Origin of the sequence: Methanosarcina sp. 1.H.T.1A.1, assembly GCF_000979295.1 — an archaeon.
GTDB lineage: Archaea > Halobacteriota > Methanosarcinia > Methanosarcinales > Methanosarcinaceae > Methanosarcina.
The window spans coordinates 1-17875 of record NZ_JJQY01000154.1 but is presented as its reverse complement, the minus strand read 5'-3'; the positions used below and the strand labels follow the sequence as shown (position 1 = coordinate 17875).

General features: G+C 43.0%; 16 protein-coding genes and 1 pseudogene. 3 read left to right on the top strand and 14 right to left on the bottom strand.

The window, feature by feature from the left end:
- Positions 1 to 205: pseudogene (locus tag EO95_RS16085) on the top strand (heterodisulfide reductase subunit B); the annotation flags it as partial.
- Between the two features lie 93 nt (positions 206 to 298).
- On the opposite strand, the gene EO95_RS16080 reads toward EO95_RS16085, so the two are convergent.
- The 4 genes from EO95_RS16080 to EO95_RS16065 form a co-directional block, all read right to left on the bottom strand.
- Positions 299 to 901 (bottom strand): UPF0228 family protein, encoded by a 603-nt coding sequence (locus EO95_RS16080; protein ID WP_048136422.1) that lies wholly within the window; start codon positions 899 to 901, stop codon positions 299 to 301.
- A gap of 260 nt (positions 902 to 1161) precedes the next feature.
- Positions 1162 to 1572, bottom strand: a complete 411-nt coding sequence (locus EO95_RS16075; RefSeq protein ID WP_048136421.1) for a pyridoxamine 5'-phosphate oxidase family protein — start codon at positions 1570 to 1572, stop codon at positions 1162 to 1164.
- 397 nt (positions 1573 to 1969) lie between these two features.
- A complete protein-coding gene (locus tag EO95_RS16070; protein ID WP_048136420.1) occupies positions 1970 to 2203 on the bottom strand; it encodes a DUF2795 domain-containing protein in 234 nt (77 codons plus the stop codon).
- Positions 2204 to 2833: 630 nt separating this feature from the next.
- Positions 2834 to 4078, bottom strand: a complete 1245-nt coding sequence (locus EO95_RS16065) for a hypothetical protein (protein WP_048136419.1) — start codon at positions 4076 to 4078, stop codon at positions 2834 to 2836.
- A gap of 345 nt (positions 4079 to 4423) precedes the next feature.
- On the opposite strand from EO95_RS16065, the gene hacA reads away from it, so the two are divergent.
- A complete protein-coding gene (gene hacA / locus EO95_RS16060; RefSeq protein ID WP_255350288.1) occupies positions 4424 to 5656 on the top strand; it encodes a homoaconitase large subunit in 1233 nt (410 codons plus the stop codon).
- Between the two features lie 254 nt (positions 5657 to 5910).
- Entirely contained in the window at positions 5911 to 6102 is a 192-nt protein-coding gene (locus EO95_RS16055) for a hypothetical protein (RefSeq protein WP_048136417.1), read from the top strand.
- A 201-nt stretch (positions 6103 to 6303) separates the two neighbouring features.
- On the opposite strand, the gene EO95_RS16050 is transcribed toward EO95_RS16055, so the two are convergent.
- From EO95_RS16050 to EO95_RS16005, 10 genes are all read right to left on the bottom strand, one after another.
- Positions 6304 to 7200 carry a hypothetical protein gene (locus EO95_RS16050; protein WP_048136416.1) on the bottom strand — a complete coding sequence of 299 codons (897 nt, stop codon included), beginning with the start codon at positions 7198 to 7200 and terminating at the stop codon, positions 6304 to 6306.
- Between the two features lie 105 nt (positions 7201 to 7305).
- Positions 7306 to 8868 (bottom strand): archaellar assembly protein FlaJ, encoded by a 1563-nt coding sequence (gene flaJ / locus EO95_RS16045; protein WP_048136415.1) that lies wholly within the window; start codon positions 8866 to 8868, stop codon positions 7306 to 7308.
- Positions 8865 to 10709 carry a type II/IV secretion system ATPase subunit gene (locus EO95_RS16040; RefSeq protein WP_048136414.1) on the bottom strand — a complete coding sequence of 615 codons (1845 nt, stop codon included), beginning with the start codon at positions 10707 to 10709 and terminating at the stop codon, positions 8865 to 8867. Before EO95_RS16040 ends, flaJ begins: the two co-directional genes overlap by 4 nt.
- 113 nt (positions 10710 to 10822) lie before the next feature.
- Entirely contained in the window at positions 10823 to 11611 is a 789-nt protein-coding gene (locus EO95_RS16035) for an ATPase domain-containing protein (RefSeq protein WP_048136425.1), read from the bottom strand.
- A gap of 138 nt (positions 11612 to 11749) precedes the next feature.
- Positions 11750 to 12271: a hypothetical protein gene (locus EO95_RS16030; RefSeq protein ID WP_048136413.1), complete on the bottom strand. Its 522-nt coding sequence runs from the start codon at positions 12269 to 12271 to the stop codon at positions 11750 to 11752.
- A gap of 2 nt (positions 12272 to 12273) precedes the next feature.
- Positions 12274 to 12765, bottom strand: coding sequence for a hypothetical protein (locus EO95_RS16025; protein ID WP_048136412.1), 492 nt, complete (start codon positions 12763 to 12765; stop codon positions 12274 to 12276).
- Positions 12766 to 13000: 235 nt separating this feature from the next.
- The gene (locus tag EO95_RS16020) at positions 13001 to 13708 is read right to left on the bottom strand and encodes a hypothetical protein (RefSeq protein WP_156164087.1); all 708 of its coding nucleotides are present in this window, start codon (positions 13706 to 13708) and stop codon (positions 13001 to 13003) included.
- 78 nt (positions 13709 to 13786) lie between these two features.
- Positions 13787 to 14377 carry an archaellin/type IV pilin N-terminal domain-containing protein gene (locus EO95_RS16015; RefSeq protein WP_048136424.1) on the bottom strand — a complete coding sequence of 197 codons (591 nt, stop codon included), beginning with the start codon at positions 14375 to 14377 and terminating at the stop codon, positions 13787 to 13789.
- A gap of 438 nt (positions 14378 to 14815) precedes the next feature.
- Positions 14816 to 15667, bottom strand: coding sequence for a 2-oxoacid:ferredoxin oxidoreductase subunit beta (locus tag EO95_RS16010; protein WP_048136411.1), 852 nt, complete (start codon positions 15665 to 15667; stop codon positions 14816 to 14818).
- Positions 15654 to 17378: a 2-oxoacid:acceptor oxidoreductase subunit alpha gene (locus tag EO95_RS16005; RefSeq protein WP_048136410.1), complete on the bottom strand. Its 1725-nt coding sequence runs from the start codon at positions 17376 to 17378 to the stop codon at positions 15654 to 15656. The genes EO95_RS16010 and EO95_RS16005 overlap by 14 nt, the downstream gene beginning before the upstream one ends.
- Positions 17379 to 17875: the final 497 nt, after the last annotated feature.

Genomic DNA, 17875 nt, shown 5'->3' with positions numbered 1-17875 from the left:
CCATATGTGCCCGAACTGCCATATCCAGTATGACCGCTACCAGCCTGTTATTGAAAAAGAGTACGGGGTAAAATACGACCTGGTGCACATGAATATTGCCCAGTTCATGGCTCTTTCAATGGGCGCAGACCCCTACAAAGTATGCGGTTTCCAGACTCACTCCGTGCCTCTGGAAGGATTTTTAGAGAAGACCGGTATAATATAAAATCCCGTTTTAAAGTTGAACCGGTCATCTTTTTTATTACATCGGGAGTGAAGAGGTCACGGTTTGAAGCGTTTTTAAAAACATGTATCTAAGTTACTGATCATAAATGTAGTCAATAGATACAGTAAAAATACTTTCATTATTTTCAAGCTCATTTTTTATTCTGATTGCATTTTCCTCTGGAATCCAATACTTAGATCCATCCGGCTTTTCAAAGCGAATATAGCACCAGATGAACTTTTTCACCTGAGTGTCATATTTATTCAGTATCGAAAGAAACTTTTCATCATTGACAGCCTGTTCGGATACCGCGATTACGTAAGAATCTCCTTTTCTGATGCCAGTAGCAGAAGAAGATATAATCCAATCTTTATTCTCTTCCTCCATCCCTTTTCTCAATTCGCGTCTTATATCCCGATTATCTTTGTCTACCATAATGTAGTATTTGTTTCCCACAGAACCCGCGTTGCAATCTATGCTATAGTTCGTATTCATGTTATAGTTCTTATAGTTTTCAAGAACAGCTTTAACTTCCGATTCGGAAGTTCCGTCTTCGAATCGGATATTCATCCCACCCACCTTAAGCTCATTGTTAGCTGGCGTTCTAATATCACTTAGTGGGTTTGTAAACAATCCCAAAAGCACTACGAGAGTTAGAAATACAATAAAAATAGTTATTTCCTTGCTGATTTTCATACCAACACCTAAAAAATGAGGGGGGGGGTAAATCCCACTTATATACGGTTGATTTTTCTTTCATTTTGATTTTTGGTAGTGGGGGTGAGTCATTGATCAAATCTGAAAAAACGAGCACACACTCCATGTTTGATATAAGTATTGAGAGACACGGGGGCTCTTGGTTTTCAGTAACTCACCCCCAAGACCTGATTTTTTTTACTATTATTTTTTCCATAACTTCTTGATTTTTCATTCTGATTTCCATAACTTCTGAATATTCAGATTGAATTCTCCCAGCTCTGTCCCATATCAACGAGAGGTCTCAGCTCAATGATCTCGAAGGTAACCGTTGCATTCATCATCTGCGCAGCCTCCTCCCCTGCCATTTTAGCGATCTGGCTTTTAATCGTATCAAGCATTTCCCCGGAAGTCGCAGATTCCTTCATCTTCATATAAACCCTGATCCCTTTCCATTCCGGATCTGGTTCCATTATCAGGTATATCGCGTAAGGGTTCTCCTGAAGGTTTGAAAACGTGCGGTTCTTACCTGTTGCAACTACAACGGTCTTTTCATCGGTCATCTGAGGTGAGCCGAAAACAGCCGAATCTACCTTTCCATCTTTACTCGCTGTGCTGAGAACCCCGATCCTCGGTTGCTTGTTAAAGTAGTCCATCAGTTTTGACGTCATATTTAATCCCCTATCACAAACTTATTTTCTCGCTCTTCCCCTTAAATATTGACGGAGCAGGCTGCTTGCTCTGAAAGTACTGCCCGGAAAAGAGCTTTATTACTGTGCAAGCTGCGATAGATATGAGTCGTAAGTATGCTTAAAACTTCGCTTGATTGATACGAAGTGTTTTCAAATAGGTGAAAGGAAGAAAAGGAGGCAGGAGTCGGGAAAAAGGAAGGGGGAATAAAACGGAGAAAATGGATAAAGGTCAGGAGGTTTGTGAGCTTCTTCTTGACCGGCTCGGCATGAGAAATATCTGATTTCCAGGTTTCACAGGGTACGTTTAAAAAAGAAATAGAAAAGGATTGAATTGATCATCGGTTACTAAAAAATGAAAAAAAGTAAGTTACGTTTTTTAGGCGGGGATCCCCATATAAATTCGGTGAAGTTCCTCGGCGACATCCTCAGTGCTATTGTATTTCTTGTCCGGAAGCATGCCAAGTTCCTGAAGTATGTCCGGGATTGCTCCACTCTTCCTTGCTTGTTCAATAATGTCGTTCCTTTTTATAGAAAAATCTATATTTTTCAATATCTTCTGAGTTTCCACAGGAAGTTCTGCAATTAATCTGCTTTTACTTTCAGTTTCCATGATATTCCCCTTTACTTTTGTTCAGCTTCCTTTAAATTTCCTTGACATCTGCAGCGTTTGTCTACTCCTTTTCCGGAGATTATTTGTATTCCGCAGCATGTCGTTCCTGGTGTTACTATCCTTAGCGTTTAACAACATCTTCCTTCTTTGCAGGATAATCGATATTTTTTGAAGCTTCTGAAGGAAACCTAACTTTTTTGTTAGTGTATATATCAATGATGATCTACTATTTAAATGTTAATATGTTATTATAATATCATGTTAAAAATTAACACATTTTTGTAGTTTTGTGCCAATATATAATTCCTATTGATAATATCATATTATTTAATTGGCAAAAAACAATTCAATCGTAATCCATTTTCTTTATAGATGGACGATCAGTCTAGAGTCCTTGAGTTTTGTCCTTGAGTTTTGTCCTTGAGTACCGTCCTTGAGTACCGTCCTTGAGTGTCTCCAATCATTGATCTATTGCGGCGGCCTCGTTATGTCCAGGGCTTTAAAAACCTATACTCAGGGGCTCAGGGTTCAGAGAAAGGAATAAATGAAAAAAAAGAGAAAGAAAGCCGCGGAGGTTTCAGCCCCATGGCAGATTACTTCAGTTTAATTGAGGCTTTTTGATGCCGTTTCTTAAAACCCGGCTGTGTTGTTATCAAGTTTAGCTGTCATATTTTTATCCGAGCCGACTTTGATAAGCCAGACATCAGAGACCATCCCATACGAGGAAGTGCGTCCTGCGAGTATGTATTCTCCCTCACGGGTTTCCTGGGCAAAAGCTGCGGAATCGTCATCCTGACCTCCAAAGTTCATCTCCCATTCTTTCTGCCCTTCGGAATCGGTTTTCATCAGCCAGGCCTGGATATCGTTATAATCACTGCTCGGCTGGGTGATGCCTGCAAGTAAAAAGCCTTTATCTGTGGTTTTCCGAACCGAATAGAAATTATCTGTATACGGGCCTCCAAAGGTCTTATTCCACTGTTCAGTCCCGTTTGAATCTGTTTTTATCATCCAGCCGTCAGTTCTCCCGGCCCCGAAGGATTCCGTAGTTCCTGCCAGTATGTATCCTCCGTCCTCAAGCTCCTGGACAGAGTATGCATAATCCTGACTATCCCCGCCAAAGGTTTTACTCCATTCTTCTGTTCCGTTGGAGTCGGTTTTAATCAGCCAGGCTTCATTTTCGCCTGCTGAGGAGTTGGTGAACCCTGATATTACGTATCCTCCGTCTTTGCTCTGGTTGACAGAAGATGCGTAGTCCTCATTTATTCCTCCAAAGGTCTTATTCCACTGTTCGGTCCCGTTGGAGTCAGTTTTAATCAGCCAGGCATCAGATGCTCCTGCCCCGAAAGATTCCGTATATCCGGCGAGTAAGTATCCTCCATCGATGGCCTTCTCGACCGAAAATATAAGGTCTGTTTTATTCCCGCCAAAGGTAAAATTCCATTCTTCTGTTCCGTTGGAGTTGGTTTTAATCAGCCAGGCATCCGGGTCTCTTGAATCTGGGTCTCTTGAATCTATTTCTTCCCCCTTTTCAAGATAGCCTGCAAGTACGTATCCTCCATCTGCCGTTTGCTGGACCGAGTATGCACAATCATATGCAGGTCCCCCAAAAGTCCTGCTCCATTCTTCAATTCCATCCGGGTTTAATTTCATCAGGAGGGCATCAGCGTTAGCTTCATCATAATTAACCACGGTCTCTCCTGCCAGTATGTATCCTCCGTCCTGAGTCTGCCTGACAGAATTTCCGCAGTCATATTCGATGTTCCCAAAAGTTCTGTTCCACTGCTCTGCCGGGATGGCCCCGGCTGATGAGGCACTTCCTGCAAGCAAAAGTAAGGATAAAAAACAAACCGCAAATGAAATATATTTAACTCTCATCTTAATTTTCCCCCGCGTTAAACTTCACTAATATATTCTTCTATCTATAATCTAACGTTAGTATATTAAACTAACTCTTCATAAATTAATTTCTTAAATAATGTGCCATACGGCTGCCCAACTGTGGTATAATTTTTAGACTTCTACACTGCGAACAAAATGTCCTGAACCATGCCTGTCTCTAGAAAAATATTTTACAAACCTCTTCCTTTAATAGAACTTTTAGCCCACAAATCCATTAAGTATATATATCTCGTTATAGTGAGTTCTGAAACCTTAATTCTTCAGCGTACATTTCATTCATTATCACTTTATTCTCGGAAAGGAGGCTTACTTTTGGGAACAATCAGCGAAAAAATATTTTCCCGGACCGCGGGAACCGAGGCAAAGGCTAACGATTTTGTGCTTGCAGATGTGGATTATGCAATGGCGCATGATGGCACGTCGGTGCTTGCAGTAAATGCTTTTAAGGAAATGGAGCTGGAAAAGGTCTGGGACCCTTCAAGGATCGTAATTCCTTTTGATCATATCGCACCTGCGAATACTGAGACTTCAGCTACCCTGCAGAAGGAGATCAGGGAATGGATAAAGGAGCAGCGAATACCTAACTTCTATGAGGTTGGAGAAGGGGTCTGTCACCAGGTCCTTCCTGAAAACGGCTTTGCAATGCCCGGAAAGCTGATTGTTGGGGCTGACTCGCATTCCTGCACTTACGGGGCTTTCGGGGCTTTTGCAACAGGGGTAGGGGCTACCGACATGGCTGAAATCTTTGCCACGGGAAAGCTCTGGTTTAAGGTTCCGGAAAGCTTCAGGATGACTGTTGAAGGCAGCCTTCAGAAAGGCGTCTACGCAAAGGACCTTACTCTTTACCTGGTCGGAAAGACCGGGATTGCCGGGGCAACCTACAAAGCAGTTGAGTTTTACGGGCAGGCGATCAGCGAACTTTCGGTTGCTGGCAGGATGACTCTCTGTAATATGGCAATTGAGATGGGGGCAAAGACCGGCATTGTCCCACCGGACGAAAAGACCTTTGATTTCCTGAAAAACAGGGCAGTTGCGCCTTATGAGCCCGTCTATGCCGACCCTGATGCTGCTTATCTGAAAGAGTTCACATACGATGCCGGAGATATAGAACCTCAGGTTGCCTGCCCGCATCAGGTGGATAATGTAAAGCCCGTAGGAGAGGTTGAAGGAACTCACATAGACCAGGTCTTTATCGGGACGTGCACGAACGGAAGGCTTGAAGACCTTGAGGTAGCAGCAGCAGTCCTGAAAGGAAAAAAGGTTGCAGTCAGGACAATTGTGATTCCTGCCTCCCGCACTACCCTTCTTGCAGCAATCGAAAACGGGACCATGGAAACACTGCTGAAAGCCGGTGTGACCCCTGCAACCCCTGGCTGCGGGCCCTGTCTCGGTGCCCATCAGGGCGTGCTCGGGGAAGGAGAGGTCTGCGTTTCAACCGCAAACAGGAACTTCAAAGGCAGGATGGGAAAAGACGGCTTTATTTATCTTGCATCCCCTGCAACTGCAGCAGCCTCGGCACTGACAGGTGAAATAACTGATCCGAGGACAGTTTGAAAACCGACATTCTTTTTTCCTTTTCTTCTTTTTTATCTTTATTTCCCTTTTCTTCTTTTTTATTTTTTATTTCCCTTTTCTTCTTTTTTATTTTCTTTCTCTTTATTTTTATTTTTATTTTCTGCTTCCTTTTCCGTATTAACAATGTGAAAATTCATCTTAAATCCACCTAAAATTTATACCATGAATTCTATACTCTTAAACAGGAGGGAATAGCTATAACAGAAGAACTTAATCACGATAACCTTTCGCATTTGATTGAGCACTGGATCGAGCATAACGATAGCCATATAAAGAGTTTTAGAGAATGGGCCCAGAAAGCCAAAAAAGACGGTTTTCTCGAAGCCTCTGAAGATATCCTTGAGGCTGCCAGCAAAGTTGAGGAAGCAAATAAACTCCTTGACAAAGCAAGGGAAGGGCTTTTCCATCTCCACAGCCACAAATAACTGTAATGGATAAATGCCCATAACTAACTCTTAATTATTTATGTGTCGGGCTTGTGCCTGTCACCTTTTTTCTTTTCTTTTATTTTTACTTTGTCTCTGTCTTATTGGCTTTAGTCTGTTTCTGTCTTATTGGCTTTAGTCTATCTCTATCTTACTGGCTTTAGTTTGTCTCTGTCTTACTGGCCATATTTTCTCACTAATTTACCCTGCATGTTCTGCCCTGGCCAGGAGAGCCCTTACATTTTTTAAATCCGTAATTAGCTCTCCCACTTCCTGTTCTTCCAGATATTTCATAAAACCCTCCTCCTCTTCAGGGTTCAGGTCCTCACTATTCAGCAGCTCTTCAATCAGGCTATCTCCAAAAAGACTGGCTTCAGGGTCATTTTTGCTTTCAGGCTTGCTCTTCTCAATGGAACTTTCGCCGGAATTCCCACTGGAAACTTTATTTTCATTCACTTCCTCTATTGAGAAAAGATCTGTGGTTTTTATTTTTTCTGCATTCTCCACAAAAGCTTTGCCCTCTTTTTTTTCTCCGGCTCCGCTTTTTGGATCTGCTTCTTCGGCATCATTTTCTCTAATATTTTTGCTAGTGTTAGGTATTATATCTTCAGATATTTTTCCTTCAGGTTTTTTCTCTTCAGGTTTTTTCTCTTCAGATTTTTCGTCTATTCCTTTAACCTCTATCTCCATTCCACTAACTTTTACCTCTGTCAATCCGGCATCTTTCGCATTCAAAGAATCGTTTCTGACTTCCAGAGGGCCGGATGTTTTTACACGTACTTTTCTGGGGAGCGGGGGGAAAATTTCTTCTCGCCAGGGAAATTCTGATATTTCTGGTATTTCTTCGTTTTTTTCTTTTTCTGCTTTCCGGATCAGGTCAATGCGGGCTTCAATCTCTTTTTTTTCTTTTATTAGCTTTATTATTTTTTTCTTAACCTGATCTCTACTTTTTGTCAAATCCTCCATATCTTCAAGATTTACATCAGCTGTTTTCGGCTTGAGTATTAAATCCTTTAAGCTCCTCACTCCCAGGCCCTTTAACCCATTTTCTCTCAGTTCTTTTAATCCGTCTGTCTTTAAACCTTTTAAGCTGTTCATCCAATTGCCTCCCACAAAATCTTATTTATTCTGGTTTCAAAATTTTCTTCCGACACCTTTCTTCATACTCTAACTGAATACCTCTTTTTCAACTGAAAATATCTTTCATATCTCAAATGTGAATACCCTCGATACGACCGGAGGGATGAGAATCATACAAAGCCCTGAAATTCCGGACATCAGGCCCCCATAGAAAAAAAGTTTATAATTTCCTCCGCCCTCCACAATCTTTACTACGAGAGTGTTTGAAATCGTAAGAATAATTATCACGGAAAAAGTTAATTTGTAGAGTATGGGTAAACTTTCGGTTACATTGAACATGCTCATTCCTATTCCGGACATCCCATTCATTCCCCCTTCCATGGACATGTAAGATTCACTCATCTCGGAGACGAGCACACTGAATTTGGAAATTATCTCCAGTACAAAGATCAGAAGCCCAACCATTACAGCATGCAGGATTATTGCAAGTCCCTTGAAGCCGGAACTGACCAGCTGCCGTTTCATTCTCAGGAGGACAATTGCCAGGCTTGAGCTTGAAACTATGTCCCCTATCTCAGCCGGATCTCCCCCCAGTTCGACTGCATCGGTAAAGATCCTTGAGCACCTGTTGATCAGTTCGGAGCCTGTTTCCCCTATGAATTTATCCCAGCAAAGCCTGGACTTAAGCCCCATAGAAAGGCCCATGTGCAGCTCTTCAACTCCGGGCTTGAGACAGCCGATAGTTTCCAGGTCAAGGTTTTCCATTGCACTCCTTATAGTGATTCCCGTTGTTCCTGCAAGGGTCCCCAACGTTTTTACAAAAGCAGGAAAACTGCTGTCTCTTTCACTGATTTTCCGGTCGTCAATTATAGCAAGGACTCCTATCGGAAGCGTAAAGAAGGTCACTCCCAGCAGGATAAATTCCGGCCTTGTCCCGAGCAAAATGAGAGCAATAAGAGAAACCGCACCGAGGGGGAGCAGAACCCGGCTCAGGAACCTGATTTGCTCCTGTTCCTTTGATTTACGGCCAAGGGCATGTACCTTTTTTTCGGCAGGAGCTGACTTGTATATAATGTAAAGGGCAAGCCCGCATATAGTAAGAGTTAACAATACAATCAGGAATGCAATTGTTTCTATATTTGCTATATTATAGATCATGACCGAAACAAGGATTATGGTAACAACGAGGTTTACGGATACCATCAGGGCAGTATAGCCGTCAGTCCATTTTTTCAGGGATTCAACACATCTCTCGTACTCATTAGAGTAGATCTCCTCCCTTGTGATTTTCTCCTGTTTCAGAAAGTTTTTCTCAGGCTCTCCGGAAGAGAGGATATTTGCCATTCTTCCAAATAGTTTTGAAAGATAGGCATCCTTCAATTTCTGAGAAATATACTTGCAGGCTTTTGCATACTCATATCCCCATTTTGAGGCAAGGATATAGATCTGTTTAAAGTATTTCGAAGCTTCATATTCCTTCTGTCGCCCTGCATAATCAAAGATCCTGTTCCTTTCGATATCCGCAGTTGAAATCGCAGCCATATATGTTAGCAGGAAGAGCATATCATCATTGACTCTTTCAACAATTTTAGTGCTTTTCAGTTTTCTGGCGAGGTTAAAGTATCCTTCAACTCCCTGTTTTGCAGCATTAAGTTTTAAGTTCGGAACTATCTGCACGAAAGTCATGATGTTAGCCCCGCCTCCTCAAGCCGGATCAGGGTGTTGAACAGGTCGTAAAAATTGGTAATCTTTGCCTGGTGGATCTTTCTGAGTATTTTTGCCCTTCTGTCAAGTTCCGAATAAATTTTTCTAACCTGGTTTTCAGGAATCCCCATGCGCGGGGCAATTCTATGTTCCAGCAGATAAGAGTTGTTTTTTCCGGTGAACTTGAATGTATCCGTAACAGGGTCCCATTTGAAGATGTCCATAAAATTAAAAGACTGGCTCTCTGAATCGTAGCCTACGATTTCGTTTATGCTCAGGATTCTCCTTCCAAGCCCTTTTCCCGGAACGTTTACTGCACTCTGGATAATAACCACATTCAGGTTATCCACATAATTTCTGGGAACATTTATCGGGTCGCCTGTCAGTCTCTGGATCAGTTTCTCAACTGAAGCTGCATGGAACGTGGACATTACAGGGTGTCCGGTCTGCATTGCCTGAAAAGCGATATTTCCTTCAACCCCACGGATTTCTCCTATCATAATCTCATTTGGACGCTGGCGCAGGGCTGCCTTTAACAGGTCAAACATAGAGACATCAGATCCGCTGTCATCCCTTGTACTCCTTGTAACCTCCCGGGTCCAGTTCTTATGGGGTACCTGCAGTTCCGGGGTGTCTTCAATAGAGACTATTTTGGACTCAGGTGGAAGAAAAGTAGTCACTGCATTCATCATTGTGGTCTTTCCGGAGGCTGTTTCCCCTGAAACGAAGCAGTTCATTCCTGCCTTGAGCATCATCCACATGTATGCAGCCATTGTGTAGTCAATTGTTCCGAACTCAATAAGTTCGAGGATTGAAATAGGGGTTCCCATAAATTTCCTGATGGTAAAATTGCTCCCCTGCTTTGACACATCTTCTCCGAACACGATATTAATCCTTGACCCGTCCGGAAGAGCAGTATCGACTATCGGGTCCCTGTAGGTAATTGGCTTTCCTACTTTTTCGGACATCTGTATGACAAAAGAATTGAGTTCTTCGTTTTCCTCATACGAGATTGTTGTTTTAAGAGATGAGAACACCTTATGCTCAACAAAGATCCTGCCAAGCCCGCTGCAGCTGATGTCTTCTATATTTGAGTCGAGAAGTAAAGGTTCGAGCACTCCCATCCCCACCTTGTCCCTTAGCATCAGGTATTTGATTGCACTGAATTCCTCAGGCGTTAAGGAAATTTTCTGCAGTTTTCTTATTTTGAATGCTTTACCGGCTTCCTTCAGGTTTCCAAGAATTCCGGATTTTTCGCTTTTTTCACTGTTATTTCCCTCTCTAAGGGAAGTTTTTTCCTTATCTGAAACTTTTTTCTTTCCCCTGCTTTTTCCTTCCTCTACCCCCGAGTTTTCCTTTAAATCCTCTCTTACTTCACAGATTTTTTCAAGAGCTTTCTCGAGGAGCTTCTTTTTTTCTTCAGGATCTTTTGTGGTGATATCCTGATCATATATCACGTCAATGAGTAACTTCTCAACTTCCTCTAGTTTGCTGTCAAGTTTCTGGAAAAGGCAGGGCTCTATGGGAATGTAATAGTTTCTTACGTCTTCTTTATCCGGATATATATGAACGGCAAGCCCTTTTCCTGTAGGATAGATCAGGTTAGGGCGTTTGATGCTTTTCATGGATCTCGAAATTCTTGGATAAAATTCCGGAAATCCTATTTCTTCCGTCGGGAGCCTGCAGACATAATCAAGGATATGATGGTTTTCTTCTCTGCCAACGAACTCCTGCATTTCTAAAGAAAGGCTGGAGTACATCTCTTCTCTGGAACGCCCCCCATTCTCCGGAGAAGGCAACGGATCAAAAGGCAGAGCTTCCATCTTGAATCCTCATTCGGGTTTTTTCTCCGATTGCCATCTTTCCGGCTTTTTTTCCGATTGCCATCTTTCCGGCTTTTTTTTCTGATTGCCATCTTTCCGGCTTTTTCTTTTTTTCAGGCTTTAACCTTTGAAACCGGAATGATCTTCAGTCCAAACTCACTGTCCACATTAAAACTCACCATATTTCCGGTAATTTTCCTGGCCCCCCTCAGTTTCTGGATTTCCATAGTTTTTACTCTCTGGTCCCCAACCTGCTCTATCCTGAGTTCAAGGCAGGCACTGCAAACTGACCTTAGCCTGTAAAGCACCACCTGGGAAAATGCATACCCGTGCACGCTAATGAGAATGGTCTTTCCCCTGTCACACAGCTTTACGCATTCAGTAAAGAAGTTTAACACTGCATTTTCCGAAGCGTTCACCGCAAAGATCGTCAGGGAATCTATAAGGATCAGTTCTTCTTCGCATTTTTTTATACATTCCAGAAGTACCTGAAGCAGGCTCTCGCTCAACTGGGGATTTTCCTCAACATAGCTTGCATTAATCTCAAATATTTTTGATCTCCCTATTATGAAATATTCCGAAATCCCGAGCTTCAGGCTCTCCATCTGGTTTAGAAGTTCTTTTGAGGTCTTTTCCGTTGTTAAAGCAAGAACTCTTTTATCCTGGTTCAGGGCTCCCCACATTATTTGCTGTAGTAAAATAGACTTCCCACTATCGTTTCCTCCTTCTAGAAGGCAAAGTGAACCTACAGGAACTCCTCCCTCCAGTTTCCTGTCGATTTCCATGTTTCCGGTAGATATGAACTCCAGTAATGCTTTTTCTTCCTCTTTCAGGTCGCTGAATATTTCTTCATCGAGCGACTCTTTTTCAAACAGTGCTCCCTCATCCTTACTTCCTTCCATTTCTCTCCCCCCTTCTCCGGGATTTCCCCACAAATCCCTGAATTCTTGTAGCATCCTGATCCATTTGTTCCGGTTTACTTGCTTATCAGGATCTTCCTTGATACAGAAATTACCCACTGAATATTATCCACTGAAATATTACTCACTGAAATACCGTGAAGCCTTTATCCCATTGGGGGCAGCTACCAGAAGCCAGTTTGCGCTGGAGTTCCCAGGTGGGTCTGAGGGATCCAGCCTGACCTGCAGTTTCATTTTCTCTCCCGGGTCAAAGACTCCCGGGTTTATCAGGTCAGGAACAATATCCATTTTTGTCCACTTCCACCTGTCCTCTGAAATAATTTCGCTTTCCTGGTAGGGAATCCAGACAGTCTTCATGTCACCTGATTCATTTTGATAGGTAACGATCACGTCCATGTAAGTGAAGTCCCCGAGTTTTGTCGAGCCTGTGTTCTGCAGGAAGACCGAAATATTTGCCGTGTCAATGGAGGCATCTGTAACCTCTATTTCTGTTTTTAACATCTCGTTCTTGTTTTCCTGCATCTCAATGACTGAATTAGCGAGTCCGTCTGCCATGTAGAACCCTCCCTTCGAGCAGACATACGATGCCAGGAGGATGGTTGCAACCGAGATCATTGCTGCAATTATTGACCCGAACCCCATTATTACACCGTGAAATAGGCCTCTTCGGAAACCCCGTTGTATGTACTGAACTTGATGAAGTATTTCTTTCCGCTCACAGGCAAATCTACAGGTTTAATTTTTATGCGTAGAGTCTCCCCTTTATCCCAGTTCTCGTCCCCATTCTGTTCGATCAGGTAGCTCCACCCCGGGGTTAAACTTCCGTTTCCATCATAGGGTATGCGCTCAAAGTTTCCTGCCTCTCCGAAAAAGAGGTCAGAATCAGGGATTATACCTGAAGATATTTCCTTGCATCCTACATTCTTTATCCATACATGAATCTCGGTACCTTCAGCAGCTGTTGTTTCATGCAGGATTTTTATATCTGTCAGGATCTGGTCTCCCATAGAGTCCGAACGGCTCATTATCGGGTCTCCTGCAGAGATGACCGAGGGGTACACGGCTGAAGCAAACCCAAATGCACAGATAACGGATGCTATTGTTAGAATCGCAGAGCTTATCGATTCCCCACTCATTTTTCGACCCCCGCTTTACTTTCCAGTTTTTTCAAACCGGATAAATTGATGTTTATTTGATGTTGATTTCTAATTAAGCAGTTTATCAAACTGGTTAATGTATTATGATATTGAGTTACATCAAATGTTATAATGTCAAATGATACTGCTAATGATGTCAAATGATATTGCTAATGAAGGTGATATTGTTTCAGATTATCTGGAAGCAGTTAGTTTCAACTTCTCAGTTTCAAATTCAGTTGAAGACAAGCCTTGCTTTCTTCTCTTTTTCTTTCTCTTTCCAGCCTGAGGAGGTTTCATAAAGCGGCGGAATATTCTTTCTGAAGTCTTCCGGGCTCAGGATCGCGCTCAACTGCGAAAGCACCATGATGTTGTCCTTCATGCTGATCCTGTCTTCTTCTGCGGGCTCTTCAATTGAAAGGTTTGCAATGTTTTCAATAATTCCTTTTGTCTCATCAGGGAGCTGTCCGGTAATAGCATAGAGGTTCAGCAGTCCTTCGAGGTTGCTGTGTCCTATTGTTCTGACAGCATAATCCACCCACCGCATAAGCTCGACAAGCATGAATGTGTCAATTTTTCGGAATTTTTCAGGTTCAGGCCTGTTAACTTCTTTTATCGGGATATTCTGTACAGGATTTTCCTGGCTGGATCTGGCAGATTTCAAGAAGCTTTCACTGTTTTTTGCTATTTGATCCCCGAACTCCGAAACTTCTTCAGCGGGCCTGGGTCCGATTTCTTCATTGCCAGTCTCAGTAGACTGGTTATCTACAGACTCCTCTTTCGCCGGTACCTCAATCTTCAGTGCTTCAAGGCTCGGGACGCTGCAGAAAGGATTTTCACTTTTGTTTACTAGGTCCCTTATGTCCACGAGTAACTCCTTGATCTCCCCTTTCATTATTTTCAGTTCGGTTTCGATTTCGTTTACTCTTTTATCCAGCTCCATTCAATCACCCGAATCCGAATATTTCATTTTTTTGTATCCACTAAAAGAAGGGGGAAATACCCCCTAAAGATTTAGGGGTTACCTCAGGTTCATTACAGTGTCTATCTGCGCAGGTGTAACTCTGGTAATAGGCACTATTGCACCGATCTTTGGTTTTACCTCAAGTCTGAACTCTCTGTTAACCACATCAGTTACGGTACCGCTCTGCAGCTTCGAGTTAGTAGGGACAGTGACGTTGATTTCCACTTTCTCGTGCTGTTCCAGTACAGCATCCCCATCACTGTCTCCGATAAAGGTCTTGGTCCAGGTTGTGTTCGCTAAATAGGTAGCGCTGTCGGAATAAGATATAACCATCATTCCTGCATCACTGTCATCCCCTATATCCACCGGGGACTGGCCTGCAGTGAGTTGAAGGGTCATAATTAGGTTGGTCACTTTATTTGAGGCACCTAGTGCGATTACATCCCCTGAAAGTTCTACGGAAGAAGTAGTCTGTTTTACACCTTCGTCAATGGTTTTCTTGGCGGTATCGGAGGTGGTAAACCCGGCCCCGAGAACTACATAGGAGAATACTGCTGCCACCACTACGAAAGCGGTCAGCACTATTGCGGATTCCAGCCCTGTAAAGGCTTTCTCATCTTTCCGGAATATACTAAAAATTCCTTTCATTCTGTTTTCACTCCATACTTCATTTCCCTTTGAAAAGTATATAGAAAAGTCAAAAGGCTCCATTCCCCAGCGCCTGATATTCTACATTTCTTATTGTAATTTGTTATAGTAGCTATCTGCTCAGGAGCTGATACTTATGGTTCCCGGTTAACTGACCCCCCCATACACATACTTATAATTTTACAACAGATACTATTCTCTTTCTAATTTATTAACTTTTGCCAATAAATTACACAGTTTTTATATTAGTGTCTATTTAAATTTTTGAAGTTATTTAGAGAATCACAGATCTCCAGGCAGAGTATTTTGAGGTAAAAATTAGAATCTCGGACTGAGTTTCAATACTTAATCGAAAGATTCCCAGACTGAGTTTCAATGATTTGATGTAAAGAATCTCATACTGATTTTATATCCTAAAAAGAAAGTAAGTGAGGTTTTTTAATAAAATTTCTCAATCTCATGCTTTACGTCTTCGATTGAAAACTTTTGCCTCACAAGGGGCTCTTTATGGATTGTCGGCACCATTTCCTCCAGGGTTTCCTTATCGTTTTTGTAAAATATGCCGTTAGGGATTTTGTCTCCCCATTCAAGAGACCTTTCGAACGCTTTTACGCGGTTGTAAGGGTCATAGTTATCTTCGAGTTTGTAAACTCTGTCCCGGTACCACTTGAAGGTATTCACTTTATTAAAAGTGACACAGGGCTGAAGAATATCAAGCAGAGAAAAGCCTTTGTGTGTTATGGCAGCCTTCATCAGCTCTTTTAAGTGCTCCTGGTCTCCTGCAAAACCTCTGGCTACAAAGCTGCAGTCAAGGGAGATTGCCATAGCAAGAGGGTTCAGGGGCTCAGAAGGGACCCCGTAAGGCTGGATTTTTGTGTGAGTTCCCCTGGCTGTTGTAGGCGAGGCCTGCCCTTTGGTAAGCCCATAGATCTGGTTGTCGTGCACTAAAAGGGTGATATTCGGGTTTTTGCGGATAGCATGAAGGAAATGGTTTCCTCCTTCCCCGTAACAGTCTCCGTCCCCGGCAACTGCAATCACGTGCAGGGAATGGTTGGCAAGTTTTGCAGCCGTGGCAACAGGCAGGGTCCTTCCGTGCAGCCCGTTGAAGGTGTGGCACTTCATGTAGTGAGGCAATTTTCCACTCTGGCCTATTCCCGAAACCAGCAGGACTTCCCACGGCTCGATTCCAAGTTCGACAAGTGCCTGCTTGAGGGTTGAGATAATCTGGAAGTTTCCACATCCGGGGCACCAGGCAGGGACCTGGCCTTCATAATCTTCAGAGGCAGGCATCTACTTCCTCCTTCAGGTTTTCAATGGTAAACGGCCTTCCATCGAACTTTAAGATCTGATGGGTAAATTCAAATCCCGTTTCGGCTCTTATAAGCTTTGCAAACTGGCCCGTGGCATTATTTTCTATGGAGATGGCAAGCTTTGCATTTTCGAGAAGCTCAATGTAATCGAATCTGTCCCGTTCGGGGAGTGGGTAGACCTGGCTGAAATGCATCATGGCAATCTTCCTGTCTTTTGAGAGGATATCCACCATCTCTTTAATCACACCGTAAGTCGAGCCATGTCCCAGAAGCACTATTTCAGGAGAAGGATCTCCGTACAGTAACGGAGCTTCGATTTCTTTTTTTATAAGCGGCAGTTTTTTTTGCAGCCTTTTCCGGACCATTTTGATGCGGGTTTCGGCGTCCTCTATAATGTGTCCTTCTTCATCATGTTCGTCGCTGTCAGCTACGACAAGGTGTTTTCCGGATTCTCCGGGAACTGCAAGTAGGGAAATCCCCGTATCCGAGTATTTGTAGCGTTTGTACTCCTCTACCTCTTCCAGGTCTTTTTCCCTCAAACGATAATTATTGTAGATCAAGTGCTCGAAATCGAAGTTTTCAAAGGTCCACTCGGAATCCCCAAGGTACTGGTCGGACTGGATAAATACGGGGATCTGGTACTTCTCTGCAAGTTCAAAAGCCCTGTTAGTGAGGTAAAAAGCCTGTTTTGGGGTTCCCGGCTCAAAGATTACCCTTGGAAACTCTCCGTGCCCTGCGTACAAAATAAAAAGCAGATCCGCCTGTTCGGTGCGTGTGGGTAAACCCGTAGCTGGCCCCGGACGCTGCACTTCGGCGATCACAAGAGGAGTTTCGGTTATCCCTGCCAGGGAGAGGCCTTCTCCCATAAGGGCAAACCCTCCTCCCGAACTTCCGGTCATTGCCCTCACGCCTGCAAAAGAGGCTCCTATTGCCATGTTAATGGCTGCAATTTCGTCTTCAGCCTGTTCTACAACAAGGCCATATTCTTCTGCTTTTGAGGCAAGGTAATTCAGAATCCCTGTTGAAGGCGTCATGGGATATGCAGAATAAAATTTGCAGCCGGATATGAGAGCTCCCATCCCGATTGCCTGAAGTCCGTCTATAAGCAGAAGTTTTTTTTCTTCCGGCTCCCGGATTTTAACGGTCTCGCAGCGGGGACAGTTTGAGATGACGTAATTGTACCCTGCCTCGGCACAGGCTACGTTTTTCTCAATTACCTCTTCTCCTTTTTTCTTGAAAGTGCTTTTCAGGATTTCTGTCAGGGTCTTGAGCCCGAGGTCCAGCAGGCCAAGCACTGCCCCGATTGCTACGGTATTTACCATGATACTGCTTTTTCCGACCTCAAGGGCGATTTTTTTGAAGGGAACGTCTATAAACTCAGGCCCTTCAAACTTCTTCTTGATAGTCCTGGAGTCATAAAGGATAAAACCATCGTCCCTTACGCTTTTTTTGTGAATTTCGATCGTGTTCAGGTCAAGGGCGAGAAGAATATCGACCATATCCCTGGAGGCTGATACCTCCCGGTCGGAAAAGCGGATCTGGTAAAAGTTGTGCCCGCCGCGGATCCTGGACATATAGTCCTGGTGCGTGAATACCTGGTATCCTGTTCTGGAAAAGATCTTTGCAAGGGCTCCTCCTATCGTTTGTAGCCCCTGCCCGGCTTCTCCTCCTACTCGAAGTGTATAGTCCAGAAATTAAACCCCCTTAATTTCTTTCCTTTTTTGTATCTGTCCGGACAGATTTACAGTTTGAAAGCTCAGCGTTCCTTAATTTAAGTAGGTATTGAGAATTTTCAATTTAAACAACTCAGTTTGTTATCTATTATTATCTCAGGTTTATACTGACTAAAATAATGACTAAATATTTTTAATAGATTACGCCGGAATAAGGCTTGTATATTATTCGAAAACTTGTAAAAAATAATAAATTCTAACACTTTTATTCTATCCGGCTATTCCTTATCTTTTCTTTTCTCAGTCCCCTAAGGTTGTATTATAATTAAACCTTATATACTCTGCTATACTCTTGCCTCCACGCCTGATCTAATATGGAAAAAGTCAATACTAAAAAGATGTGATATACTGCTAAGTAAAAAGTGATTTCAAGTACCTGGAAGAAGTTCACATATCCAGAGGGACAGTATAGGGACCTGTCTCTTATACACATCTGACGCTGCCGACGAATAGAG